The sequence below is a fragment of the Synechococcus sp. H55.7 genome (genome assembly GCF_047462395.1).
In the GTDB taxonomy this organism is placed as follows: domain Bacteria; phylum Cyanobacteriota; class Cyanobacteriia; order Thermostichales; family Thermostichaceae; genus Thermostichus.
Genome location: NZ_JANSJD010000010.1, coordinates 20,115 through 44,650, shown reverse-complemented (window position 1 = coordinate 44,650; position 24,536 = coordinate 20,115). Strand labels below are relative to the sequence as shown.

Sequence of the window (24,536 nt, the reverse complement as noted above, 5' to 3'; positions counted from 1 at the left end):
GCTCAGTTGAGGGGATCACGATGCGGGTAGCCATTATCGGAGCAGGGTTGGCCGGCTTGGTCACGGGGGTCGATTTGGCGGAAGCGGGGCACCAGGTGCAGATCTACGAGGCGCGGCCCTTTGTGGGCGGCAAGGTGGGCTCCTGGCAGGATGCCGAGGGCAACCACATCGAGATGGGCCTCCACGTTTTTTTCTGCAACTACAGCAACTTGTTTGCCCTGATGAAAAAGGTGGGGGCCTACGAGAACCTGTTGCCCAAGCAGCACCTCCACACCTTTGTCAACCGCGGCGGGCATACGGGCAGCCTTGATTTTCGCTTTCCCCTGGGAGCGCCCTTCAACGGCCTCAAGGCCTTCTTCACGACAGAGCAGCTCTCCTGGGCCGATAAACTGCGCAACGCCCTGGCACTGGGCACCAGCCCTCTGATTCGTGGCCTGCTGGATTACGAAGGAGCAATGCGGCAGATTCGCGCCTTGGATCGGATGAGCTTTGCCGATTGGTTCCGCCGCCACGGCGGATCCGAGGCCAGCCTGAAGCGGATGTGGAACCCGATTGCCTATGCCCTGGGCTTCATTGATACGGAGCAGATTTCCGCCCGCTGTATGCTGACCATTTTTCAGATGTTTGCCAGCAAAACAGATGCCTCCAAGCTCAACCTCCTCAAGGGATCCCCGGACAATTACCTCACCCAGCCCATCGTCCGCTACCTGCAAGCCCGCGGCGGCCAGGTTCATACCCGCCGGGGAGTCAGCCGCATCGAAGTCAACGACTCCCCTCCCCACGCGGTAACCGGCCTGGTCTTGGCCAATGGCGAGCGGGTGGAAGCAGATGTGTATGTGTGTGCAACGGCGGTGGAAGGGGCCAAACGGCTGATCCCACAGGTGTGGCGGCAGTGGCCCCAGTTCGACAACCTCTACAAGCTGGAATCCGTACCTGTGGCAACGGTGCAATTGCGCTTCGATGGCTGGGTGACGGAGCTGAAGGGCCGGGCCAGACGCGCCGCCGACCACCCGCAGCCGCTTGGCATCGACAACCTCCTCTACACCGCCGATGCCGATTTCTCCTGCTTCGCCGACCTGGCCCTCACCAGCCCCGCCGATTACTACAAGCCCGGCCAGGGATCCCTGCTGCAATGCGTGCTCACGCCGGGGGATCCCTTCATCTCCATGCCCAACGAGCAGATTGCCCAGCACGTGCTGCACCAAGTGCACGAGCTCTTCCCCTCGTCGCGGCAACTGAACCTGACCTGGTACAGCGTGGTCAAGCTGGCCCACTCCCTCTATCGAGAGGCGCCGGGCATGGATCCCTATCGCCCGCAGCAGAAGACCCCTGTGCCCAACTTCTTCTTTGCCGGCAGCTACACCGCCCAAGACTACATCGACAGCATGGAAGGGGCTACCCTCTCCGGTCACCTGGCCGCCCAGGCCATTCTGTCTGCCCACAGGGATCCCTGACATGAGGACACTCCTCTCTCCCTGGTGGGAGAGGGGCTGGGCGGTTCCTGTTCCCCCCTCTCCCTCTGGGAGAGGGGCTGGGGGTGAGGGCAACATAGCAGTGGGGAGTTGGAACAAGCTTCTGCCAGCAGTTCTAGAAGCCTGCAGTCTATGGCTCGACTGGAAGATCTCAACCCCGGTGCAAGGGTCAGAGGGATCCTGCCAAACCAAGCCGTTGTCATCGTCAACGTGAAATGGCACGGCAGCAGTGCCATCGAGGTCATCTACAAAGACATCCAGGGGCAGCCCCATGCAGAGCTGCTGTTTCGCAACCAAGAGCCAACTTTGGAAGTTGTTCAGGAGGGATCCCTTTGCAACTTCGAGGGAGAGGGTGCTCTCTTCCGGTTGGTTTCCGAAGCGCATCGCATTCGGCTGGCTCATCTTTTCGATCCCCTCCTAGCTGTCCACACCTCTCTGGTAGAGCCTCTGCCCCATCAAATCAGTGCCGTCTACGAGGAAATGCTGCCGCGGCAGCCGCTGCGGTTTTTGCTGGCCGACGATCCAGGGGCTGGCAAAACCATCATGGCAGGGCTGTTGATTCGGGAGCTGCTGATTCGCGGTGACCTGCACCGCTGTCTCATTGTCTGCCCCGGCAGTCTGACCCTGCAGTGGCAAGAGGAGATGGTGCAAAAGTTCCATTTGCCCTTTGAAATTTTGACCAACGATCGTCTTGAAGCAGCTCGAACAGGGAATCCATTTCAGGAGATTCCGCTGCTCATTGCCCGGCTAGATAAGCTTAGCCGAGATGAAGTCCTACAATATAAACTTAAGCAAGCCGATTGGGACTTGGTCGTTGTCGATGAGGCCCACAAACTTTCGGCATCCTTCTTTGGCGGAGAAATCAAAGAAACCAAGCGCTACAAGCTGGGTAAATTGCTCTCTCAGCTAACGCGCCACTTTTTGCTGATGACAGCCACTCCCCACAATGGCAAAGAAGCAGACTTTCAGCTTTTTTTGGCCTTGTTGGACGGAGATCGCTTTGAGGGAAAATTTCGAGATGGAGCTCACACCTGCGACGTCTCGGATCTCATGCGGCGATTGGTGAAAGAAGACTTGGTTAAGTTTGACGGCAAGCCGCTTTTTCCAGAGCGAAGGGCTTACACCGTCCAGTATGCCTTATCTGATCTGGAAGCCAAGCTTTATCAGGAAGTTACCGATTACGTACGAGAAGAGTTTAACAATGTAGATGCCTTGGACAACGATGGTCGCAAGAGAACTGTTGGTTTTGCCCTGACCATCCTACAGCGTCGGCTAGCCTCTTCTCCAGAAGCGATTTACCAATCCTTGCGGCGACGGCGACAGAGGCTGGAGCAGCGGCTTAGGGAAGAACAATTACGGAGTCGAGGAACGAGAAATATTACTGTCACTATTCCCCCGCTTGATGCGGAAGGTTGGGAGGAAGACTTTGAAGACTACACCGCTGACGAGCTGGAAAAACAAGAAGAAGAGTTGGTAGATCAAGCAACTGCCGCTCGCACCATTGTCCAGCTTAAGGCAGAGATTCAGCGGCTTCAGGATCTAGAAAAGCTGGCTGAACGGGTGCGACGCAGTGGTCAGGATCGCAAGTGGGAAGAATTGTCCAAGCTGTTGCAAAATCAAGGGGAAATGTTCGACGCCGGTGGACATCGGCGCAAGCTGGTGATCTTCACCGAACACCGGGATACCCTTGAGTACCTGGCCGACCGCGTGAGAACTCTGCTGGGGCAGTCAGAAGCAGTGGTTACTCTTCACGGCAGCATGGGTCGGGAGGAGCGCAAGAAGGCTGAAGAGGTTTTTAAGCAGGATCCGGCTGTGCAAATCTTGATTGCCACCGACGCCGCCGGGGAGGGGATCAACCTGCAGCGAGCCCATCTAATGGTTAACTACGACTTGCCCTGGAATCCCAATCGCTTGGAGCAACGGTTTGGGCGAATCCACCGCATTGGGCAAACTGAAGTCTGCCACCTATGGAATTTGGTGGCTGCAGAAACTCGCGAGGGGGATGTCTACCTGGCTTTATTGAAGAAGCTGGAGAGCGAGCAAAAAGCCCTAGGGGGCAAGGTCTTTGACGTGCTGGGCAAGGCTATTGATGGGAAGGAATTGCGAGAGCTGCTCATTGAGGCCATTCGCTATGGTGATGATCCAGAGGTGAGAGCTCGGCTAAACCAGAAGGTGGCAGATTACCTAGATCGAGAACGGCTGAGAAAGCTCCTGGAGGAACGGGCTCTGGCCCACGACTCCATGGACATCACCAGGGTGCAACAGATTCGATTAGAGATGCAGCGAGCTGAAGCCCGGAAGCTCCAGCCTCATTTTATTGCTTCCTTTTTCCTAGAGGCCTTTCAACACTTAGGGGGCACTGTGCAAAAGCGAGAATCCAAACGCTACGAAATTACCCACGTGCCGGCAGACATTCGCAATCGGGATCGCCAGATTGGCTTGGGCGCGCCTATTCTCAGAAAATACGAACGGATTACCTTTGATAAAAGCCTAGTTAGCGTTCCCGGAAAACCTTTGGCAGAGTTTGTCTGCCCTGGCCACCCTCTTCTGGAAGCCACCATCGATCTTATTCTGGAACGATACAGAGACTTACTTAGACAGGGATCCGTCCTTGTCGATGAAAGGGATCCCACCGAGACGCCGCGGGTTTTGGTGTACCTGGAGCACGCTATCCAGGATGGGCGGACTGATCGCAATGGCCAGCGGCGAGTCATTTCCCGCCGCATGCAATATGCGGAAATCCTGGCCTCTCCCATGGGGCGGGATGACCCTCACCCCCCAACCCCCTCTCCCATGGGGCGGGATGACCCTCACCCCCCAACCCCCTCTCCCATAGGGCGGGATGGCCCTCACCCCCCAACCCCCTCTCCCATGGGGCGGGATGGCCCTCACCCCCCAGCCCCCTCTCCCTCAGGGAGAGGGGGAGATGGTAATGAGGAGTTCAGGATAAGGAGTGCCGGCTATGCTCCCTACTTGGACTATCGACCCCTAACTGCTGAAGAGCAGGCTCTTCTGAAAGCCCAAGCCAGCTCTTATCTTCCCAGCTTCTCTTCTGCGAAGCTAGAAGGGCAGGTCACCACCTACGCCATTGAACACCTTGTTCCTCAGCATTTTCAGGAGGTCAAGGCTCAGCGGGAAGAACTCATCAACAAAACAGAGCGGGCTGTAAAGGATCGTCTCACCCGAGAAATCAACTACTGGGATCACCGGGCGGCCCAGTTACGGCTAGAGGAGCAGGCGGGCAAGCTCAATGCCAAGCTCAACTCTGCCAAGGCCCGGCAGCGGGCCGATGAATTGGCCGATCGGCTTCGCAAGCGGCTGGCGGAACTTGATCAGGAGCGCCAGCTATCCTCCTCGCCGCCGGTGGTGGTGGGGAAGGCGCTGGTGATCCCTGTGGGGTTGCTGCAGCGGCTGCAAGGCAAGCGGGAGTCCACTCCTGCCACCTTTGCCCGCGAAACCCAGCGTGTGGAGCAGGCGGCCATGGCCGCTGTCATGGCCATCGAGCAGGCGTTGGGATATGAGCCCCGCGATGTGAGTGCCGAAAACCTGGGCTATGACATCGAATCCAGAGGCAGGGAGGGCCTGCGCTTTATCGAGGTCAAGGGCAGGGTTGAAGGAGCAGAAACGGTAACGGTAACGAAAAATGAAATTCTGACAGCTTTGAATAAGCCCGACAGCTACATCCTTGCCCTGGTTCAGGTGCCGGCGGATCGGGATTTTCCAGAAGGGGATGTCTTCAGGGTCAAAACTCCTGCAGGCACTTACACAGTGGCGGGGGAAGGCTGTGAGGTGCGCTACGTAAGAAGGCCTTTCAAGCGGGAGCCAGATTTTGCTGCCAGTAGCGTCAACTACAAGTGGAAGGAGCTCTGGCAGCAGGGATCCGATCCCCGGCTGCAGAGCTAGCCAATCTGGGGCCAAGGGATCCGCCTGCAGCGAGTAGAGTATATTTTGCCCCCTGTTTTCGCCTCCTTGGCCTTGGCTCCTTATGTCCCGCCGCAAGAAGCTCATCGAAGTTGCCCTGCCCCTGGAAGCCATCAACTTAGAATCTGCCCGCGAGAAGTCCATCCGCCACGGCCACCCCAGCACCCTACATCTCTGGTGGGCACGCCGGCCCCTGGCGGCTTGTCGGGCGGTTCTGTGGGCTTCTTTGGTGGATGATCCCAGCAGTTGGCCAGACAGGTTCCCCACCGAGGCCGACCAAGAGCGGGAGCGACAGCGGCTGTTGGACATTCTGGCCCGCATCGAAGTTCAAAAAGACAAGGACGGCAAAACCAAGCAAGTGGTGCGGGGCCTGGTTTCTTGGGACGATGTGAACGATCCCAACTCAGGAGTTTTGGAGGCGGCCCAGCGGGAGATTGCCCGCTGTTTGGCCTGGGATCGCGGTGAGGATCCGCCCACGGATCCCCAGGCTGTCAGGGAGTACATTGCCAAGCACGCGCCGCCGGTTTACGACCCCTTTGCCGGGGGGGGATCAATTCCCTTGGAGGCGCAGCGGTTGGGGCTCAAGGCTTATGCCAGTGACTTGAATCCGGTGGCTGTTCTCATCAACAAGGCTCTGATCGAAATTCCGCCGCTATTTAAGGACAAGCCGCCGATTAACCCCCAGGATCGCCCTCACCCCCCAACCCCCTCGCCCATAGGGCGAGATTGCCCTCACCCCCCAGCCCCCTCTCCCATAGGGCGAGACGGCCCTCACCCCCCAACCCCCTCTCCCATAGGGCGAGGGGGAGTTTGCGGTTTGAATCGGTGGTATGGGGCGCAAGGATTAGCGGCAGATGTGCGCTACTACGGACAATGGATGCGGGATGAGGCTTTTAAGCGGATCGGGCATTTGTATCCGAAGATTGCCCTCACCCCCCAGCCCCCTCTCCTATGGGGAGAGGGGGAGAAGACTCAAAACCCTCTCCCTCTGGGAGAGGGCAGGGTGAGGGATCCATCTGTAGTCCACTTAGCACAAGGTCAGTTGCCCAATGGCGATGTTGCCCTCACCCCCCAGCCCCCTCTCCTATGGGGCGGGATGGCCCTCACCCCCCAGCCCCCTCTCCCGCAGGGAGAGGGGGAGTTGGAGAAATGGGAAGTTCCTCCAGCAATTCAGAAGAAAATGCAGGAGGTAGCTCGACAACTGCGGCGGCAATCTACACCTTCTGAGGCGATTTTGTGGGAAGCGTTGCGTAATCGCCAGTTGGAGGGGCGTAAGTTTCGGCGACAGCACCCGATCGGCACATTCGTGGTCGATTTTTTCTGCAAGGAAGAGGCTTTGATTGTAGAGGTCGATGGGCCAATCCACGAGCATCAAAAAGATTTGGATCGCCAACGGCAGGAACTGCTAGAAAGCCTGGGACTGCGCTTTGTGCGCCTGAGTAGCCACTTGGTAGAAACCAATCTCCCCGTAGCCTTGGATCGAATCCGCGCCGCCTTCCGCCCCCTTCCCCCCTCTCCCCCAGGGAGAGGGGACGGGGGTGAGGGAAAACTTCCCCCAGGGAGAGGGGACGGGGGTGAGGGAAAACTTCCCTCAGGGAAAGGGCAGGGTGAGGGAGAAGCAACGGTCATTGCTTGGCTGTGGGCAAGAACGGTGAAATGTCCAAACCCAGCTTGCGGTTGTCAGATGCCATTGGTGCGCTCGTTTCAGCTTTCGACCAAGAAGGGGAAGGAGGCTTGGGTAGAGCCAGTGATTGAGCGCCTTGATGCCCTCACCCCCCAGCCCCCTCTCCCGCAGGGCGATGCTGCCCTCACCCCCCGGCCCCCTCTCCCGCAGGGCGATGCTGCCCTCACCCCCCAACCCCCTCTCCCCAAGGGCGATGTTGCCCTCACCCCCCAACCCCCTCTCCCCAAGGGCGATGTTGCCCTCACCCCCCAACCCCCTCTCCCGCAGGGCGAGGGGGAGAGAACTCAGAACCCTCTCCCTCTGGGAGAGGGCAGGGTGAGGGTTCAATTCGTAGTCAAAACTGGCAAGGGCAAAGCACCAGAAGGCACAGTGGATCGCAAAGGGGCAAAGTGTATCGCCTGTGGAACTCCTGTGCCACTAGACTATGTGCGCCAAGAAGGCAGAGCAGGACGGATGGGATCCCAATTGATGGCCATTGTGGCGGAGGGACAAAACGGCAGAATTTATCTATCTCCCACCGCAGAACAGGAAGCTATTGCTAGATCTGCTCAACCCACTTGGAAACCGGATGCTGACCTACCACACAATCCAAGGGATTTTAAGACTCCAAATTATGGCATGAAGAAAATTTCCGACCTCTTCACCCCGCGGCAACTGGTGGCTCTGACGACCTTCAGCGATTTGGTGGCGGAAGCACGGAAAAAAGCCATCCAAGATGCGATCGCCGCTGGGATCCCTGATGACAATGTGCCTCTGGCTGAGGGGGGAACGGGAGCTAGGGCGTATGGAGAGGCAATTAGTGTTTATTTGGCGTTTGCTGTCAGCCGACTTGCCAACAGGTCAAGCACAATCTGTATATGGAATCAAACAGGTGAAAAAGTTGAGCAAACTTTTGCCCGTCAAGCAATTCCCATGACTTGGGATTTTGCCGAAGCCAATCCCATGAGTGATTCAACAGGAAACTTTAATGGTGCGATTGATTGGGTTGTTAAGGTTCTTGAAAATGCGCTTCCCAATTCTTTTGCTCAAGTTACCCAACACGACGCAACGGCTCCTCACCCTGACGACACTACCCCTAAGCTCATCTCCACAGACCCCCCTTATTTCGACAACATTGGGTATGCCGATCTCTCAGATTTCTTCTATGTCTGGTTGCGTCGTTCCCTTAGTTCAATTTATCCCAACATTTTTAGCACTTTATTAGTTCCTAAAACTCAAGAACTCGTCGCTACGCCCTATCGCTTTGGTGGAGACAAACAAAAAGCCAGGGAATTCTTTGAAACAGGACTCAGCAAAGCCTTTAACCGACTGCATGACATCTGCCATGCCGATTATCCACTCACTGTTTACTATGCCTTCAAGCAAACCGAAGAAGACCCCTCACCCCCCGATTCTCTCTCCCACGAGGGACGAGATGTCCCTCACCCCCCAGCCCCCTCTCCCACAGGGCGAGATGTCCCTCACCCCCCAACCCCCTCTCCCATAGGGCGAGGGGGAGAAAATTCAGAACCCTCTCCCTCAGGGAGAGGGCAGGGTGAGGGAGGCAGAGCCTCAACTGGCTGGGAAACTATGCTCGAAGGCTTAGTTAGGTCTGGATGTACTATTGATGGTACTTGGCCAATGAGAACAGAAAGACCTACTGGAGTAAAAGTTGCAGTAAATGCCCTCGCCTCTTCCATCGTCCTCGTCTGCCGTCCCCGTCCTGCCAATGCGCCCAAAGCCAGCCGTGGCCAATTTCTCAAAGAACTCAAGCGAGAACTACCCCAAGCCCTGAAACTCCTGCAACAGGGCAACATTGCGCCTGTTGACCTAGCCCAGGCCAGCATTGGCCCTGGCATGGCGATCTATTCCCGCTATGCTGCTGTTTTGGAAAACGATGGTTCTCCTCTAACAGTTCGCACTGCTCTCCAACTCATCAACCAGTACCTGGACGAATACCTTGAGGAACAAGAAGGCGAACTCGATAGCGCCAGCCGCTGGGCGGTGACCTGGTTTGCCCAACACCGCTTTGAGCCGGGCCCCTATGGAGATGCAGAAGTCCTCAGCAAGGCCAAAAATGTCAGCCTCGAATCCTTGGAAGAACTTGGGATCCTGGAAGCCAGGGCCGGCAAGGTGCGGCTACGAGAGCGCGGATCCCTGTCGCTTCCTGAGGCAGGGATCCGACTGCCGGAGAGCCTTCCTCACTGGCTGATCACCCAGTTTCTCATCCAAACCCTGGACACCCAAGGGGAAATGGCAGCCGCAGAATTGCTGGCCAGCCTGGGGGAAAAAGGCCCCATTGCCCGCGACCTTGCCTACCGGCTCTACACCCTTTGCGACAAAAAAGGCTGGGCCCAAGAAGCCCTAGCCTACAACACCCTGGTCATCGCCTGGCCAGAGATCAGCCGCCTTGCCTTGCAGACAAAGCAGAACAACATCACCCAGCCCAGCCTATTTTAATCCCCCCTCTCCCTCAGGGAGAGGGGCCGGGGGTGAGGGCTGTTCCTCAGGGAGAGGGGCCGGGGGTGGTCGCGTGAGCGGCGCGGAGCGCTTGGGCTCTCCCTCAGGGAGAGGGGCCGGGGGTAAGGGGCTGCTCCCTCAGGGAGAGGGATCCAGGGGTGAGGGATCCAAAAGACTACAATAGCGCCAGCGCCCCCTCAAATCCTCTGAACGGGATCCCTCAAGCCGTGATCTCCCTCAACTTGCGGCCCAGCCTGGAGTTGACCGATGAAGTCTTTGAACAGCTCTGCCGGCAGAACCCTGAGCTGCGCCTGGAGCGCACCGCCCAAGGGGAGCTAGTGGCCATGGCCCCTGTCGGCAGTGAGAGCGGGCTTCGCAATGCCGACCTGCTGGGGCAGCTCTGGCAGTGGAACCGCCGCACGAGCTTAGGACTTGTCTTCGACTCCTCCACGGGCTTTGCCCTGCCCAACGGGGCCATTCGCTCTCCCGATGCCGACTGGGTTGCCAAGGAGCGCTGGCAGCAGCTTACCCCCCAGCAGCGGCGCCGCTTTGCTCCCCTGTGTCCCGATTTTGTCTTGGAGTTGCGCTCCCCCACGGATGATTTGGCCACTCTGCAGGCCAAGCTGCAGGAATACCTTGAGAACGGATCCCGGCTGGGCTGGCTGATCGACCCGGAAAGCCAGCGGGTCTACGTCTATCGTCCAGGCCAGCTCCCCCAGATCCTGGAGCGGCCCACCTGCTTGGAAGGGGATCCCGTCCTCCCTGGCTTTGTTGCGGATCTTACCCTAGTCTGGGAATAGCTCCCAGAGAACCTGCCCATGATCGCGCTTAACCTACAGCCCAGCCTGGAGTTGACCGATGAAGTCTTTGAACAGCTCTGCCGGCAGAACCCTGAGCTGCGCCTGGAGCGCACCGCCCAAGGGGAGCTAGTGGCCATGGCCCCTGTCGGCAGTGAGAGCGGGCTTCGCAATGCCGACCTGCTGGGGCAGCTCTGGCAGTGGAACCGCCGCACGAGCTTAGGACTTGTCTTCGACTCCTCCACGGGCTTTGCCCTGCCCAACGGGGCCATTCGCTCTCCCGATGCCGACTGGGTTGCCAAGGAGCGCTGGCAGCAGCTTACCCCCCAGCAGCGGCGCCGCTTTGCTCCCCTGTGTCCCGATTTTGTCTTGGAGTTGCGCTCCCCCACGGATGATTTGGCCACTCTGCAGGCCAAGCTGCAGGAATACCTTGAGAACGGATCCCGGCTGGGCTGGCTGATCGACCCGGAAAGCCAGCGGGTCTACGTCTATCGTCCAGGCCAGCTCCCCCAGATCCTGGAGCGGCCCACCTGCTTGGAAGGGGATCCCGTCCTCCCTGGCTTTGTCGCCGATCTCAGCTTAGTTTGGGAATAGCCTGCCCCGAGTTGCCCTCTTTTCCCACCTGCCCCTTCTTGCAGCCCTTGACCGATGGCTATCAGCAACCACGAACGTGTTGGACGCGCCCTCAATCTTCTCCGACAGGGGCTTTATCCGTTTGTCGTGCGGGAAATGCAAGCCTTTCATGGCGAGAACTGGCTGAACGTGGCCGCCGACACCTTGCCCCAGAGCTCTCCCAAGTTCAAAAGCCCAGAGCAGATCCTCGAGCAAGATGTTGCGGCCCTGCTGACCCTAATGTGGGAGCAATGGAACACCGTCTTCAGGCAAACCTTGGGTCAAGCAGAGCGCACCCTAGTCAGCGAGCTGCGCAACACTCGCAACGCCTGGGCCCACACCTGCACCTTTGGTTTTGACGACGCCTACCGCGCCCTCGATAGCGTGGCCCGCCTGCTGAGCGCCATTGCCGCTCCCCAAGCAGCCGAGGTGGAAAAGCAAAAGCAAGAGCTGCTGCGGCTACGCTACGAAGAACAGGCCAAGCGAGAAAGTCGCCGCGCCATTGTAGCTTCTCTGGAAGGCCAACCCCAAACTGGCCTCAAACCCTGGCGGGAGATCGTTACCCCTCATCCGGATGTGGCCTCTGGCCGCTTCCAACAGGCCGAATTTGCCGCCGACCTCTGGGAGGTTTACCTTGGCGAGGACTCCGCTCGCCCCGGCGGGACGGCGTCCTTTGAGTACCGGGATCCCGTCGAGTTCTACCGCCGCACCTACCTCACCAAAGGGCTGCAACAGCTTTTGATCAACGCCCTGAGGCGCCTCAGCGGCCAAGGGGGAGATCCGGTAATCGAACTGCAGACCAACTTTGGCGGCGGCAAGACCCACGCCATGCTCGCCCTCTACCACCTTTTCTCCCCCCCTTCCGGGAGAGGGAGTGAGGGCCTCCTACCCGACACAGAACCTCTTTTGCAAGCTGTTGGCCTACAGAGACCACCGCAAAACGTCAGAATAGCTGTCCTGGTGGGGAACAAGCTCCAGGCCAGCGGGATCCCTCCCTACCGGCCCGAACACAGCCAGCAAAACCGCCCCCTGATCCGCACCCTTTGGGGAGAGCTGGCCTGGCAATTGGGCGGGCCTGAGGGTTATGAACTGATGCGGCAGGCCGATGAGACTTCCACCAACCCTGGCGACAGCCTCAAGGTTTTGTTTAACCGCTATGCTCCTTGCCTAGTTCTCATCGACGAATGGGTGGCCTACGCCCGCCAACTGCACGACACTCCTGACCTGGCTGGCGGCACCTTCGACACCCAGTTTACCTTTGCCCAGACCCTGAGCGAATCGGCCAAGAACGCCAAAGATACCCTGCTGGTGGTCAGCGTCCCCTCTTCCGACATCGAAATAGGCGGCGAACGGGGCAAGGAAGCTCTGGTTCGGCTCAAGAACGCCATCGGGCGAGTCGAGTCCCCCTGGCGACCGGCCAGTGCTGAAGAAGGCTTTGAAATCGTCCGCCGTCGCCTGTTCCAGCCCATTCTTGACCCTGACCTGTTTGTGCAGCGGGACGCGGTGGTCAAAGCCTTTATGGATCTCTACCGCAGCCAAAGCCAGGAGTTCCCCAGCGAGTGCAAAGAAAGCGACTACGAACGTCGCCTCAAGGCCGCCTACCCCATCCACCCCGAACTGTTCGACCGGCTTTATGCTGACTGGTCAACGCTGGACAAGTTTCAGCGCACCCGCGGCGTCCTGCGCCTGATGGCCAGAGTCATCCATATCCTCTGGCAGCGCGATGACCGCAGCCTGCTGATCCTGCCCGCCCACATCCCCATGGACGACCAGCAGGTGCAGTCGGAGCTGACCCGCTACCTCGACGACAACTGGCTGCCGGTCATCGAAAAAGATGTGGATGGGCCCAATTCTCTTCCCCTGAGCCTCGACGGCGCCCATCCCAACCTGGGCCGCTACTCCGCCTGTCGCCGGGTTGCCCGCACCATCTACATGGGATCCGCCCCCACCCTGCGGGCTGCCAACCGAGGCCTAGAGGAGCGCCGCATCAAGCTGGGCTGTGTCCAACCGGGGGAACATGTAAACACTTTTAGCGATGCCTTGCGGCGCCTTTCCGACCAAGCCACCTACCTCTATGTGGATGGCAATCGCTACTGGGTTTCCACCCAGCCCAACGTCAACCGCACCGCCCAGGAACGGGCTGAGCAGCTTTTGCAAAACGAGCGCCACTCCATCTGGGAAGAGCTCCTCCGCCGTCTCAGAGCCGACAAAAGCCGAGGCGAATTCGGCGCCCTGCACATCGCTCCCGAATCTACCGCCGACATCCCCGACGACAGCTTGGGGGTGCGGCTGGTCGTCCTTTCTCCTCAATATCCCCACAGCCGAGGTAACCAAAACAGCGAAGGACGGGCATGGGCAGAGCAAGTTCTGCAGCGCCGCGGCAGCGGCCCTCGCTACCACAAAAACATGCTCCTATTTTTGGCTCCCGACAAAGCCAAATTGGAAAACTTGGAACGCCATACAGCTCAGTATTTGGCGTGGAAGGGAATCGAGGAAGAGAAAGACATCCTCAACCTCGATGCCTTTCAAACCAAGCAGGCCAACACCAAGCTAGAAGAGTCGAACAGGGCAGTTGATATCAGTCTACGGGAAACCTACCAGTGGCTTTTGATCCCAACTCAGCCCGATCCCCAGGGTGGCATTGAGTGGAAAGAAACTCGCTTGCAAGAACAAGACTCTCCCATTTTGCAAGCCAGCCGCAAGGCTGTTCGTGAAGGTGATCTAGTGGTCAGTTATTCTGCCCTCAACCTGCGCTTGGATGTTTTGGACAAGTTTCTCTGGCGGGAGGCAGATCATGTGAGTTTAAAACGGCTGTGGGAGTGCTTGACCCAGTACCCCTATCTGCCTCGCCTGAAAAATCAGTTGGTCTTGTTACAGGCTGTTCAAGATGGCGTTGCCTCAGAAACCTGGCGGGAAAGCTTTGCCTACGCTGAAAGTTTTGACGAAGCTAGGGGCAAGTATCTTGGCTTGAGAGCGTCAACCAGTGTCAACGCCGCCCTCAATGAAAATGGGCTGCTGGTCAAGCCAGAAATTGCCCTACGGCAACTCAACGAGCACAGCTTCCCTCCCCCTCGGCCTGATACCGATGCCCCGTCAGGGCAAGCTGAAGTAATAGCCATAAAAGATAGTAGACAGGATAAGAATCAACCCCTTGCCCCAATCTCTCCTGAGCTGCCCCGGCGCTTCTATGGCAGGGTAGAAATTGCCGATCCCTTGCGAATCAACAGAGATATTGCCACCCTCGCCGAAGAGGTGATCCGGCACCTGACCAATCTGCCGGGATCCACCGTCAAAATCACCCTGGAAATCGAAGCGGAAATACCGGAAGGCATGCCGGAGACCGTAAGGCGCACCGTAGCAGAAAACTGCCGAGCCTTGAAGTTCTGTACCCAGGAGTTTGAGAGCGATCTTTAGATAATCCGCAGCAGTAAGGAGCTCAACCTACTCTATGAGCTGCAATCTGCCCCTGCGTTGAGATCGTCCAGTTCGCTGTAGTCCGGCAGCGCCGTGTCGATAGGCTGACCTTGGCGCAACACTACTCGGTCATGCTGAGGTCGGGAAAGGAGCTCGTCAAACCCCCGGCCCTTGAACAGCACCAAGTCTGCCGACAGGCCCACCCCAATTTGTCCGGCCTCTACTAAGCCCATCCTACGGGCCGGGGTGGCAGTGATGGCCTGCGGCCAATCCCCGTAGGGGGTGTCCAGGTGCAGGATGCGGGTGGCCTCCCGAAACACTTCTAGGCCGTCGTGATCCCCGAAGCCGTGGAAAGGATCCCGGCAGTTGTCACTGGCTATCATCACCGGCACGCCCAAAGCCTTCAGCTCATGGAGCAGCGTTACCCCCCGCCAGCGGGGCGTGTGGCCGGGGCGGCGGTCTTGTAAATAGAGGTTACACATGGGCAGGCTGACCACGGCGATCCCCGCCTCTTTGACCAGGGCCATGGTCTGGTGGGCCACCTGCGGTGGCTGCACCGCCAAACTGCAGCAATGGCCGCACACCACCTGGCCGGAAAACTCATGGCGCAAGGTTGCTGCTGCCACGTGTCTCAACGTGAGGGATCCCGGATCCTCCGTCTCGTCGGTGTGGAAGTCGAGATCCAGCCCCCGCTCCTGGGCCAGGGCAAACACCCGCTCCAACTGCTCATCCAGCTCCGGCCCCATCGCCGCTACTCCACCCAGGATCCCGCCCAGCTCTGCCACCTTGTCCGCCAGCTTCTCCCCTGCCGGCGTGAGAAAGAAGTCCAAATGGGTCAACGTCACTGCCTGCAGCTCCAGTCTGCCCGCCCACTCTTGCCGCAACTGGGCAAACACCTCCCAACTCACCTGGGCGTGGGGGCCGTTGCAGACCAGGTGGGTGCGCACCGCCTGGGATCCATGGGCATAGCTGCAGCGCAGGCCAAAGTCGCAGCGGCGGTAGATATCCTGCCAAAGTTTTTCGTGCCTGCCGGCGTAGGCCCGCTCCATTTTGGCCCAGTCTTCCTGCTCGGCCCGGATTGCCCCGGCAAACGTGCCGTCGGGGTTGGGGGTGCGCGGCCACACGTGCCCCTTGTCCAGGTGGGTGTGGATATCGACAAAGCAGGGCCACACCTGTCCCCGCCTCAGATCTACACTCGGGATCCCCTGAGGCGGGATCCCTGTTGCCGCTCGGATGTGGCCAATTCGCCCCTCCCTAATTTCCAGATCCAATAGCACCAGGCCCTCCCGGTTGGGGATGGCCCCTGGCACCGCATCTTTGAGCACCGAGACGGGAACCTGGGCATTGAGCAGCCAGTAGTGGGCAGCGCCAGGGATCTGCACAGTGGTACAGCAATTAGGCAAACTGGCCCACCACCTGCATGGCAAAGCTCAGCAAAATAAAGGCCAACCAGGGGGAAAAGTCCAAGCCGCCGATGGGGGGGATGAGGCCGCGGAAGAGGTTGAGATAGGGATCCGTGAGCTGGCTGAGCACCGACAGGATGGGGTTCGACCAGTTCAGTTGCGGGAACCAGCTCAGCAAAATCCGCACAATCAGCAGGGCATTGTAAATGACGATGAACTGGTAAAGGGAGCGAAACAGCAAAGACGCGGCACTGCCGTAGACCAGCCCCAGAGAGAGGCCGTCTGTCCAAGGGAGCAACAAAGGGCTGAGCATCATGGTTAGAAACAGCGAGGGAACGACTCTTCAACTCATCTCAACTTAAGCGCTGTCGGCAGAGGCAGACCTGATCCAGGAGGGCAACTCAGCCGAGAGACGAGAACACTGGCACCCCTCAGGGGAGAAAGCCAGTGCCGCCTCTAGTTTGGCATGGACAGGGATCCCCTGCTTAAGGCTTTTCCTCGACAGCGCTAGAAGATATTTCCTTGACAAGCAGTTGTGCGCGGGTGGCCTGGATCGCCTCGTTCAACTCGGCAATCTTGGCTTCGAGGGTGCGGCGGGCCTGGGCAATCCGCTCTGTTTCCTGTTCCCACTCCCTCCAGTCGCTGGAGCTGGGCACAGCCGGCTCACCCGAGACTCGGAGGCGCGGCCGCTCAGGAGGGACAGAGGTGCCGTTGAGACGGTCGGGATCGCGGCGCTGGCCTTCGGCGGATCCCTTGCTCAGTCGGGGGGCCAGCACAAAGGCGATCACCCCGCCGATGATCCCGCCCAACACAGCGCCGGCTACCACACCGGCAATGAAGTCACCTTTCTGATCTGCCACGCTTTTGTCCAGCTCACCAAACTTAAGCTATCTTCTTCTGTTCTACCTTTCCTGTCCCACTCCCGCCAGCAAATTCGGCCAGGGCTGGGGAAGTCGCCAGTGGCTGAGCCGCTCCAGGTGGGCTTGCATCTGTTCCCTCAACTCGGCCAAAGCATGTTGCAGATCGCCGGGCAGGGATCCCAGTGCCGCCTGCCAGAGGTGAGTTGGAGACAAGTCGGGGCTGACCACATGCCACAGCCGCTGTAGCTCCTCAAAGTGAAGGCGGTCATCTTCCGTAAGCGAAAGCACCAACTGGCGGCGCAGCTCGCGGGCCTCTTCCGACATCAAGTAGCGCAAACCCATTTGGGCAGTGGGGATCCAATCCAGCCCCCCATCGCTGCGGGCAATTTGGATCAAATTCTCCAGGCGGTTCCAGCGGAACTTGCCATCTTTAATCAGCACTTGCAGCAGCCGCTGGCGAATGCGGGGTGACTCATCCGTCAGCAGGCGCTTGGCCACGTAGGGATAGGCCACACCAACAATGCGAAACTGGGGATAGAGGCTAAGAGCCACCCCTTCTTGAGTAACCAAAGAGCGGATTACCAACGCAAAGTGGGAGGGTACCTGAAAGGGGTAGCGGTACATCAAATCGGAGAACTGGTCGGTGGCGGTTTTGAAGTTGAAGTTGCCCACCTCCTGGTTCAACACATCCGCCAGCACCGTCTCCAAAGCAGGGATCAGCTCTTGGCGGTTGACATCCGGCTGTAAAAAGCCCAGATGAATAAAATCGTCGATTAAGGCGTTGTAGTCGCGATCCACCAGGTGAACCAGCGCGTCCACCAGATATTCCTTCATTTCTTCGGTGAGCTGGTCCATCATGCCGAAGTCGATATAGGCCAGGCGGCCATCGGCCAGGGCAAACAGGTTGCCCGGATGGGGATCGGCGTGGAAAAAGCCGTATTCCAGCAACTGCTTCAGGCCAGCCACCACGCCAATGCGCACCAGTTGTCTGACCTCCAAGTTGGCGGCTCGAATCCGCTCCACATCGGTGAGCTTGATGCCGTCGATCCACTCCAGGGTCAACACCCGGCGGGTGCTGTAGGCCCAAAAGATGCGCGGCACATACACATCGGGATCGCCGCGAAAGTATTCGGCAAAGCGCTCGCAGTTTTGCCCTTCGTTCAGGTAGTCGATCTCCTCAAAAAGCTTGTAACCAAACTCATCCACCACCGCCGTCAAGGTGTTGCCCAGGTTCAGGGGCAGCCAGGAACCCAGCCAGGTGGAGGCCCAGCGGATGAGGTACAGATCTAGGCTCAGCCGCTCCCGCAGGTGGGGCCGCTGCACCTTGACCGCCACCCATTCGCCACTGTGCAGTTGCGCTTTGTAAACCTGGCCTAGGCTGGCCGCGGCCACCGGCTCGGAAGAGATCTGGGCGTAAATTTCGCTAATCGGACGGCCCAACTCTGACTCGATGCGGGCAAACGCCTCCTGGGAAGGAAAGCTGGGCAGTTGATCCTGCAGCTTGGTCAGCTCTTCCAAGTAGTCTTTGCGCACCAAGTCCGGTCGCGTCGAGAGGGCCTGCCCCACCTTGATGAAGGTGGGCCCCAGGTCGGTGAGCAGCTTGCGCAACTGGGCCGAGCGCTCCGCCACATTGCGCTCCGTCTGCCCCCACAGGCGATCCCAGCGCAGACAGAGGACAAACCAGAGAAAGGGCCAGAGAATGGCCAGCGCCCGACCGATCACCTGCGGCAGGCGCCAGCGGTAGTAACGAGCAATAAATTGCGGATCGTAAACTTCTAGGTCGGCAATCGAGGAAATCCTATTCAGCACGCTCAAGGGATCTCACAATCTGTTTTTAAAGCTCTCAATAGTTATCGTAATCTATTGTAACGGCAAAAGCCTCTTGATTCCTCTTCATCTTGCTTAACAGCACCTCCTCAGCGCTCGCCAGCCAGGTTCTTGGCCAGAGCCGACCTCCCCCGATCAAATGACGGTGTTGTCCGGGATCACCGAGTCCTTGATGATGGTGACGATGCCGTTGCTGATCCAGATCCCTTCCTCTTCCCGCTGCGCTTCGCTGACGTGATCCTTGTTGAGGATGCGGACGTTGCGCCCGATGCGGGCGTTCTTGTCCACGATGGCGTTGACAATGTGGGAGTTGGCCCCGATGCCCACCGGTGGGATCCCGGCCTCCAGCTTGGCCTGGCGCTCTTCTGCCGACTCGTAGTAATCGGCCCCCATGACCAGGGTGTTTTCTATGATGGTGTTGGCTTCCAGGCGGCTGCGAATGCCGATGATGGAATTGCGAATTTGGGCATTTTTGATGATACAGCCGTCGGCGATGATGGAATTGACGATGTGGGAATCGAGAATCTTGTTGGGGGGCAAAAAGCGCGGGCGGGTGTAGATGGGCATTTCGCTGTCAAAGAAGCTAAAAGGCGGGTTGGGCTGCTGCACCAGCGACAGGTTGGCCCGATAAAAAGCCTCGATGGTGCCGATGTCTTCCCAATAGCCCTTGAAGAGGTAAGCCTGCAGATGGTACTTGCCAATGGCTGCCGGCAGCACCTCTTTGCCGAAGTCGGTGTGCTCCTTCACCTGCAGCATCTCGATGAGGGCTTCCCGCCGGAATACGTAGATTCCCATCGAGGCGATGTAGGGCTTGGCCTTGGCCTCTTCCGGGCTAAGGCCGAGGGCTTGGGTATCCACCTGACAGGCTTGCAGCAGCTCCCCCTGCGGCTTTTCCTTGAAATCGACAATGCGACCGTTCTCGCCGATCTTGAGCAGGCCAAAACCTGAGGCCACTTTTTCTTCGCAGGGGAGCACCGCCAGCGTCACATCGGCTCCGGTCTGCCGGTGATGGTGGATGAAGGGGCGGTAGTCCATGCGGTAGAGGTGATCCCCAGATAGGATGAGGAAGTCCCGTGGCTTCCAAGAGTCCATCAGCCAGAGATATTGGCGCACAGCATCGGCAGTGCCCTGAAACCAATCGGGGTTATCGGGCGTTTGTTGGGCCGCTAAAATATCCACAAAGCCGCCTGTGAAGGGGGACATGCGGTAGGTGTTGACGATGTGGCGGTTGAGGGAGGCGGAGTTGAACTGGGTGAGGACGTAGATTTTGTCGATATCGGAATTGATGCAGTTGCTAACCGGGATGTCGATGAGGCGATACTTGCCTGCCAGAGGCACAGCAGGTTTAGCACGGCGCTTGGTCAGGGGATAAAGTCGGGTGCCACGCCCACCGCCCAGGATAATCGCCAGTACATCGCGCATGGTTGTCCTCCACCAGGCTACACCCAATAGCATAGACTGCTGCGGGGGCACCTGGCCCAATCTGGCTGAGGGGAATCGGGAAACCGGAAGCAGCTGAAACAAATTCTGGGGAAGCGGATGGCACGCGTCCTGGCTTTTACCAACAATAAAGGGGGCACCGGCAAGTCCACCCTCTGCGTCCACGCGGCCCAGTTAACGGCTCAACGGGGCTACCGAGTTCTGCTCATCGATCTCACCTCCCAGGCCACCGCCAGCAGCTTTTACCTGGAAGAGGTGGAATCCCTGCCCCCCGAGGAAACAGTCTGGGCCAGCTTGCACCCGCAGCATCGATGCTCTTTGGAAGAGGTGATCTATTGCACCGACAAGGGGGTGGATGTGGCGCCCTCCCACAGCACCATGGCGGAAGTGGCGGCCCAATTGGCGGCTGCCGGCGATGCAGGGCAACACCTGTTGCAGCACCAGTTGGATCCCTTGCTGCCGGATTACGATTTTATCTTTCTCGATACGCCGGGGGAACTGAATGCCCTCACGGCCAACGCCCTGCGGGCAGCCCAGCGGGTGTTGATCCCGACCCGGCTCAACCGCGCCGATTTCTCCTGTACAGAGGTGACCCTACGCTACATTGAGACCCTGAAAGGTCAGTTGAGCCAGGCCCGTGCTGTCTTGACCATGCTGGACGACCGCTACTTGCCGGGGGGCATCTGGTCGGGATCCCATACCGGGCAATTGTATGTGCAAGCGCAACAGATTTTTGCGGATGTGCTTTCACCCGTTACCATTCCAGATAGCAGCGATTTGCGCACCGCTTTTGACTACGGCTTGACGGTCATGGACTATCGGCCTGGCTCGGTGGTGTGTCAGCGATTGGTGCAGTTTGTCGAACATGAGGTGCTCTTGTGACTGGATCGGACCGTAGCCTCTTTCCTTCTTCAGGAGAAACTTCCCGCACTCGGCGCAAGGCCAGTGCTAAAACCAGTTCAGAGCCCACCTCTGCAGAATCTACTCCCACGGGCGAGGAGCCGACAACGATGTCTTCTCAGTCTCCTACAGAACCAGCCCCAGAATCGCCAGAAATTGCAACTCTCAAAAGTCAACTGGCCGAAGCTCAACAACGCTTGCAGGACTACCAAAACAAAGTCTCTGCCTTGCAAGCTCAGCTTGAGCAAGTCACTGCCCATCGGGACGAATTGCAGAAGGCGCTGGCCCAGTTGCAGGCGGTGGCAGACGAGCGGGCCAAGACCATTCAGGAACTGCAAAGCCGCCGAGGACAAGCTCCACTCCCGGCTAGGCCCCAACCCTCCGCTTCCCCGCTGCAGGCGCAGAAGAAGATCATGAATCGGCCCATCTTCGACAATGTGTCGCCCACCGACGAAGATATGCCGCCCTACATGCTGGACTAGGCAGTGGGTACTATCCTGGATTGCACCCGAGGAAAGAAGGGTGTAGGGTTAGGGATCCCTGTCTGCTCGGTTGCCGTTCTGGTCTTCACGCTATGACTTCATCCCAGGCGAAGATGACTGTTTCTTGCGATGCCATTCCGCCCCATGGGGGCACTTTGGTTAACCGCATTGCCCCGCCCGAGCAGGCACAAGAGCTGCGCTCCAAAGCTGAACACTGCCCCATCCTCTACCTCGACGAGCGGGCTCAGTCGGATCTGGAGATGATCGCCATTGGGGGCTTTAGCCCGCTCACCGGCTTCATGGGGCGGGCAGATTACCAGTCGGTTCTGGAGACGATGCATCTGGCCAATGGCCTGGCTTGGTCGCTGCCGGTGACGCTGCCGGTTGCTGCCGAGATAGCCGCCGATCTCAAGGAAGGGCAGACCATTGCCCTGGCCAACGGCGAGGGCAGGCTCTTGGGCCTGTTGGAATTGACCGAGAAGTTCACCTACGACAAAACCCGCGAAGCGCAGCAGGTCTACCGCACCACCGATGAGCAGCATCCGGGGGTGAAGGTGCTCTACGAACAGGGATCCGTCTATTTGGCTGGCCCTGTAACTCTCTTCCAGCGGGATCCCCATCCCCTTTTCCCGGCCTACCAGATCGACCCGGCTCAGTCGCGGCAACTGTTTCGGGAAAGAGGCTGGAAAACGATTGTCGGCTTTCAAACCCGCAACCCCATCCACCGCGCCCACGAGTACATCCAGAAGTGCGCGCTGGAAATCGTGGACGGGCTGTTTCTCCACCCGCTGGTGGGGGCCACCAAAAGCGACGACATTCCCGCCGAGGTGCGCATGCGCTGCTATGAGGTGCTGATTGAAAAGTACTACCCCAAGGAGCGGGTCATTTTGGCCATCAACCCTGCGGCCATGCGCTATGCCGGCCCGCGGGAAGCCATCTTCCACGCCCTCATTCGCAAAAACTACGGCTGCACCCATTTCATTGTGGGCCGGGATCATGCCGGGGTGGGGAATTACTACGGCCCCTACGATGCCCAGCACATTTTCGATGAGTTCCGTCCTGAGGAACTGGGCATCATCCCCCTCAAGTTTGAACACGCCTTCTATTGCACCGTCACCGGCACCATGGCCACGGCCAAGACCAGCCCTAGCCAGCCCCACCAGCGCATCCACCTGTCGGGCACCAAGGTGCGGGAAATGCTGCGCCGCGGCGAGATCCCCCCGCCCGAGTTCTCCCGCCCCGAGGTGGCCCAATTGCTGGCCGAAGCCATGCGTGAGCGCGGTTCGTCGTAGCTTTTGTGATTTCTCTGAGTAGAGGCAAAAGGGTCTGCGACCAACCAGACCCTATGTATTGATAAATTGATAAAGAGACAAAAACCCCACGCCCAAAGGCATGGGGATGATGCTGCTCTCCTAGGAAACCCTCGTCAGCAAGCTCTCAATGGGCAGCAGCAGACCTCATCCCGCCTCAAAGCGGAGTTGCTCGGGATCCACATAATAGCAGCGGGCATTGTCAACACAGATCAGCGCCCAGCCATTTTGGTCAACATCGACCAACGTATATTCGGATTGAGGGATGAAGTGGCCCTGGTGGTTGCGGGTCTCGCCTTTAACCCAAACAGTCTGACGGTTCATCTTAAAGTTCCTCCAATTTACAGCCAAAAAATCAAAAGCAGGACTCAATTTCAATGCAAGTCAGTGCAAGAAGTGTCACATCAAACAGAACTAGGATGCACCAAACCCCTCGCATCTCCTCAAAGCCCAACCAATCCATAGGCTTGGGTGTGATGCAAGCTAGCTCACAGCGGTGAATAAATACCGTCTTGCGATTTGGTAAGAGAAGTCTAGCACCAACCCTATGAGAATATTGTTAAAAGTTGCAGATTAAATTGACAAGCTCTAGATTTTTCTAAATTCTTGTTGCAAAATTGGGTCAAGCCTGCCTAATTTTCTTCAAATAGCCACTGGTGCATCTTGCTCAGGTGAGGCCAAGGGGGACGGCGCTTCCCTCCCTCTGCCAAGTTGGATTTGACCCCCTCGATCTGCTCGGGATCCCGCGCCAAGATTTGCTTGATGGTCTCCACCTGCTGGCGTACCCCCGTTTTTTTCAGCTCCAGCATCGCCAAAGTCAAGTTCACCCGCGGCTGGGCGTCCACCGGATCCAGCTTCACGGCAGTTTGGGCGGCTTTCAGGGCTTTTTCCGCTTGCCCCTCCAAAAGATAGAGCCAAGACAGGCAAGTCCAGGCTGCTGCCGCCTTCGGGGATCCCTTACAGATAGCCTCAAAGGAAGGGATCAGCGTCTTGGCTGCTTCCCCCGCCTCGTAGCGCCGGATCCCTTCCTGAAACAATTCTTCAATGGCTGCGCTCATCGTTCTCAATTGAGCATAATGACGTATTGACAAATGTGCTGCTTTATGGGTGCAAGGCTATTCTTGCCTGTTCGCCCATCTGTTGTAGCGCACCGGTGTCGGGGAGAGGGATCCCTTCTCCTTCCGCCAGCCAGAGCCAGTACTCGATGTTGCCGGCAGGGCCGGTGATGGGCGACCAGGTATAGCCCTGCACCTGCCAGCCGCGGGCCACTGCCGCCTGCATCACCGTCTGCAGCACGCGGGCATGGATGGCCGGATCCCGCACGACTCCCTTTTTGCCCACCTGGCCTCGGCCCGCCTCAAACTGGGGCTTGACCAGCAGCAGAGCCTCCCGCGGCGACCGCAACAGCTTCCACAAAGGATCTAACACCTTGGTTAGGGAAATAAAAGAGAGATCCACCACCGCCAGATCCGCCCAGCTTGGGGTGGGCACCTCGGTTCCGTAGAGATCGGCCGGCTGCAGGTGGCGCAAGTTGGTTCGTTCTTTGAGGATCACCCGCGGGTCGGTTCGCAAAGACCAGGCCAACTGCCCATAGCCCACATCCACCCCATAGACCCGCTGGGCCCCCTGTTTGAGTAGGCAATCGGTAAAGCCCCCCGTGGAGATGCCCGCATCCAAACAAATACGGCCCTGCACCTGAACAGAGAAGGTTTGCAGCGCCCCCTGCAGCTTTTCTCCCCCTCGCGAGACAAAAGCAGGCTTACACTGGATGTGGATTACGGGATCCCCGCTCACCCAGGCTCCAGCCTTCTCCGCCCGCACCCCATTGAGGAGAACTTCGCCTGCGAGGATGGCGCGCTGGGCCTGCTGGCGGGAAGAGAAATATCCCCGCTCCACCAACCAGCTATCCAGGCGCACCCGCTCGGCCATCTCACTACTGCTGTTAACAGCTCCTACCCGATTTTCCAATTTCTCA

17 protein-coding genes are annotated in these 24,536 nt (G+C 58.5%); 9 read left to right on the top strand and 8 right to left on the bottom strand.

Annotation, left to right across the window (positions count from 1 at the left end):
* Nucleotides 1–20: 20 nt before the first annotated feature.
* The 6 genes from zds to NW851_RS06480 all read left to right on the top strand — a co-directional run bounded on the left by zds (nucleotide 21) and on the right by NW851_RS06480 (nucleotide 14,339).
* The gene (gene zds, locus NW851_RS06505; RefSeq protein ID WP_414337343.1) at nucleotides 21–1,454 is read left to right on the top strand and encodes a 9,9'-di-cis-zeta-carotene desaturase; all 1,434 of its coding nucleotides are present in this window, start codon (nucleotides 21–23) and stop codon (nucleotides 1,452–1,454) included.
* Between the two features lie 150 nt (nucleotides 1,455–1,604).
* Complete coding sequence (locus NW851_RS06500; RefSeq protein ID WP_414337342.1) at nucleotides 1,605–5,375, top strand: helicase-related protein; 3,771 nt, start codon at nucleotides 1,605–1,607, stop codon at nucleotides 5,373–5,375.
* Nucleotides 5,376–5,457: 82 nt separating this feature from the next.
* Nucleotides 5,458–9,516: a DUF1156 domain-containing protein gene (locus tag NW851_RS06495; RefSeq protein WP_414337341.1), complete on the top strand. Its 4,059-nt coding sequence runs from the start codon at nucleotides 5,458–5,460 to the stop codon at nucleotides 9,514–9,516.
* A 227-nt stretch (nucleotides 9,517–9,743) separates the two neighbouring features.
* Complete coding sequence (locus NW851_RS06490) at nucleotides 9,744–10,316, top strand: Uma2 family endonuclease (RefSeq protein WP_414337386.1); 573 nt, start codon at nucleotides 9,744–9,746, stop codon at nucleotides 10,314–10,316.
* A gap of 18 nt (nucleotides 10,317–10,334) precedes the next feature.
* Entirely contained in the window at nucleotides 10,335–10,907 is a 573-nt protein-coding gene (locus NW851_RS06485; protein ID WP_414337340.1) for a Uma2 family endonuclease, read from the top strand.
* 54 nt (nucleotides 10,908–10,961) lie between these two features.
* Nucleotides 10,962–14,339: a Swt1 family HEPN domain-containing protein gene (locus NW851_RS06480; RefSeq protein WP_414337339.1), complete on the top strand. Its 3,378-nt coding sequence runs from the start codon at nucleotides 10,962–10,964 to the stop codon at nucleotides 14,337–14,339.
* 32 nt (nucleotides 14,340–14,371) lie between these two features.
* Here the strand turns inward: NW851_RS06480 and NW851_RS06475 are convergent, their stop codons facing one another.
* The 5 genes from NW851_RS06475 to NW851_RS06455 all read right to left on the bottom strand — a co-directional run bounded on the left by NW851_RS06475 (nucleotide 14,372) and on the right by NW851_RS06455 (nucleotide 19,851).
* Complete coding sequence (locus NW851_RS06475) at nucleotides 14,372–15,742, bottom strand: cytosine deaminase (protein ID WP_414337338.1); 1,371 nt, start codon at nucleotides 15,740–15,742, stop codon at nucleotides 14,372–14,374.
* Complete coding sequence (locus tag NW851_RS06470) at nucleotides 15,735–16,058, bottom strand: YggT family protein (RefSeq protein WP_414333592.1); 324 nt, start codon at nucleotides 16,056–16,058, stop codon at nucleotides 15,735–15,737. The genes NW851_RS06475 and NW851_RS06470 overlap by 8 nt, the downstream gene beginning before the upstream one ends.
* A 169-nt stretch (nucleotides 16,059–16,227) precedes the next feature.
* Entirely contained in the window at nucleotides 16,228–16,602 is a 375-nt protein-coding gene (locus NW851_RS06465) for a hypothetical protein (protein WP_414333591.1), read from the bottom strand.
* Nucleotides 16,603–16,644: 42 nt separating this feature from the next.
* The gene (locus NW851_RS06460; protein ID WP_414333589.1) at nucleotides 16,645–18,411 is read right to left on the bottom strand and encodes an ABC1 kinase family protein; all 1,767 of its coding nucleotides are present in this window, start codon (nucleotides 18,409–18,411) and stop codon (nucleotides 16,645–16,647) included.
* 153 nt (nucleotides 18,412–18,564) lie between these two features.
* Nucleotides 18,565–19,851, bottom strand: coding sequence for a glucose-1-phosphate adenylyltransferase (locus NW851_RS06455; protein ID WP_414337337.1), 1,287 nt, complete (start codon nucleotides 19,849–19,851; stop codon nucleotides 18,565–18,567).
* A gap of 117 nt (nucleotides 19,852–19,968) precedes the next feature.
* On the opposite strand from NW851_RS06455, the gene NW851_RS06450 reads away from it, so the two are divergent.
* The 3 genes from NW851_RS06450 to sat all read left to right on the top strand — a co-directional run bounded on the left by NW851_RS06450 (nucleotide 19,969) and on the right by sat (nucleotide 22,543).
* Complete coding sequence (locus NW851_RS06450; RefSeq protein WP_414337336.1) at nucleotides 19,969–20,751, top strand: ParA family protein; 783 nt, start codon at nucleotides 19,969–19,971, stop codon at nucleotides 20,749–20,751.
* A 128-nt stretch (nucleotides 20,752–20,879) separates the two neighbouring features.
* On the top strand, nucleotides 20,880–21,251 hold the full coding sequence (locus NW851_RS06445) for a hypothetical protein (RefSeq protein ID WP_414333585.1): 372 nt from the start codon (nucleotides 20,880–20,882) through the stop codon (nucleotides 21,249–21,251).
* A 113-nt stretch (nucleotides 21,252–21,364) separates the two neighbouring features.
* Nucleotides 21,365–22,543, top strand: coding sequence for a sulfate adenylyltransferase (gene sat / locus NW851_RS06440; RefSeq protein WP_414337335.1), 1,179 nt, complete (start codon nucleotides 21,365–21,367; stop codon nucleotides 22,541–22,543).
* Nucleotides 22,544–22,708: 165 nt separating this feature from the next.
* Here the strand turns inward: sat and NW851_RS06435 are convergent, their stop codons facing one another.
* From NW851_RS06435 to NW851_RS06425, 3 genes are all read right to left on the bottom strand, one after another.
* Complete coding sequence (locus tag NW851_RS06435; protein ID WP_414333583.1) at nucleotides 22,709–22,885, bottom strand: hypothetical protein; 177 nt, start codon at nucleotides 22,883–22,885, stop codon at nucleotides 22,709–22,711.
* A 308-nt stretch (nucleotides 22,886–23,193) separates the two neighbouring features.
* Nucleotides 23,194–23,619, bottom strand: a complete 426-nt coding sequence (locus NW851_RS06430) for a hypothetical protein (RefSeq protein ID WP_414337334.1) — start codon at nucleotides 23,617–23,619, stop codon at nucleotides 23,194–23,196.
* 43 nt (nucleotides 23,620–23,662) lie between these two features.
* Nucleotides 23,663–24,490 carry a TlyA family RNA methyltransferase gene (locus NW851_RS06425; protein WP_414333580.1) on the bottom strand — a complete coding sequence of 276 codons (828 nt, stop codon included), beginning with the start codon at nucleotides 24,488–24,490 and terminating at the stop codon, nucleotides 23,663–23,665.
* Between the last annotated feature and the right edge of the window lie 46 nt (nucleotides 24,491–24,536).

Excerpts from the sequence above, each read along its gene's own strand:
- NW851_RS06500 (WP_414337342.1), top strand. The coding sequence starts at position 1,605 with ATGGCTCGACTGGAAGATCTCAACCCCGGTGCAAGGGTCAGAGGGATC.
- NW851_RS06480 (WP_414337339.1), top strand. The coding sequence starts at position 10,962 with ATGGCTATCAGCAACCACGAACGTGTTGGACGCGCCCTCAATCTTCTC.
- sat (WP_414337335.1), top strand. The coding sequence starts at position 21,365 with ATGACTGTTTCTTGCGATGCCATTCCGCCCCATGGGGGCACTTTGGTT.
- NW851_RS06445 (WP_414333585.1), top strand. The coding sequence starts at position 20,880 with ATGTCTTCTCAGTCTCCTACAGAACCAGCCCCAGAATCGCCAGAAATT.
- NW851_RS06450 (WP_414337336.1), top strand. The coding sequence starts at position 19,969 with ATGGCACGCGTCCTGGCTTTTACCAACAATAAAGGGGGCACCGGCAAG.
- zds (WP_414337343.1), top strand. The coding sequence starts at position 21 with ATGCGGGTAGCCATTATCGGAGCAGGGTTGGCCGGCTTGGTCACGGGG.
- NW851_RS06435 (WP_414333583.1), bottom strand. The coding sequence starts at position 22,885 with ATGAACCGTCAGACTGTTTGGGTTAAAGGCGAGACCCGCAACCACCAG.
- NW851_RS06455 (WP_414337337.1), bottom strand. The coding sequence starts at position 19,851 with ATGCGCGATGTACTGGCGATTATCCTGGGCGGTGGGCGTGGCACCCGA.
- NW851_RS06485 (WP_414337340.1), top strand. The coding sequence starts at position 10,335 with ATGATCGCGCTTAACCTACAGCCCAGCCTGGAGTTGACCGATGAAGTC.
- NW851_RS06425 (WP_414333580.1), bottom strand. The coding sequence starts at position 24,490 with ATGGCCGAGCGGGTGCGCCTGGATAGCTGGTTGGTGGAGCGGGGATAT.
- NW851_RS06430 (WP_414337334.1), bottom strand. The coding sequence starts at position 23,619 with ATGAGCGCAGCCATTGAAGAATTGTTTCAGGAAGGGATCCGGCGCTAC.
- NW851_RS06495 (WP_414337341.1), top strand. The coding sequence starts at position 5,458 with ATGTCCCGCCGCAAGAAGCTCATCGAAGTTGCCCTGCCCCTGGAAGCC.
- NW851_RS06470 (WP_414333592.1), bottom strand. The coding sequence starts at position 16,058 with ATGATGCTCAGCCCTTTGTTGCTCCCTTGGACAGACGGCCTCTCTCTG.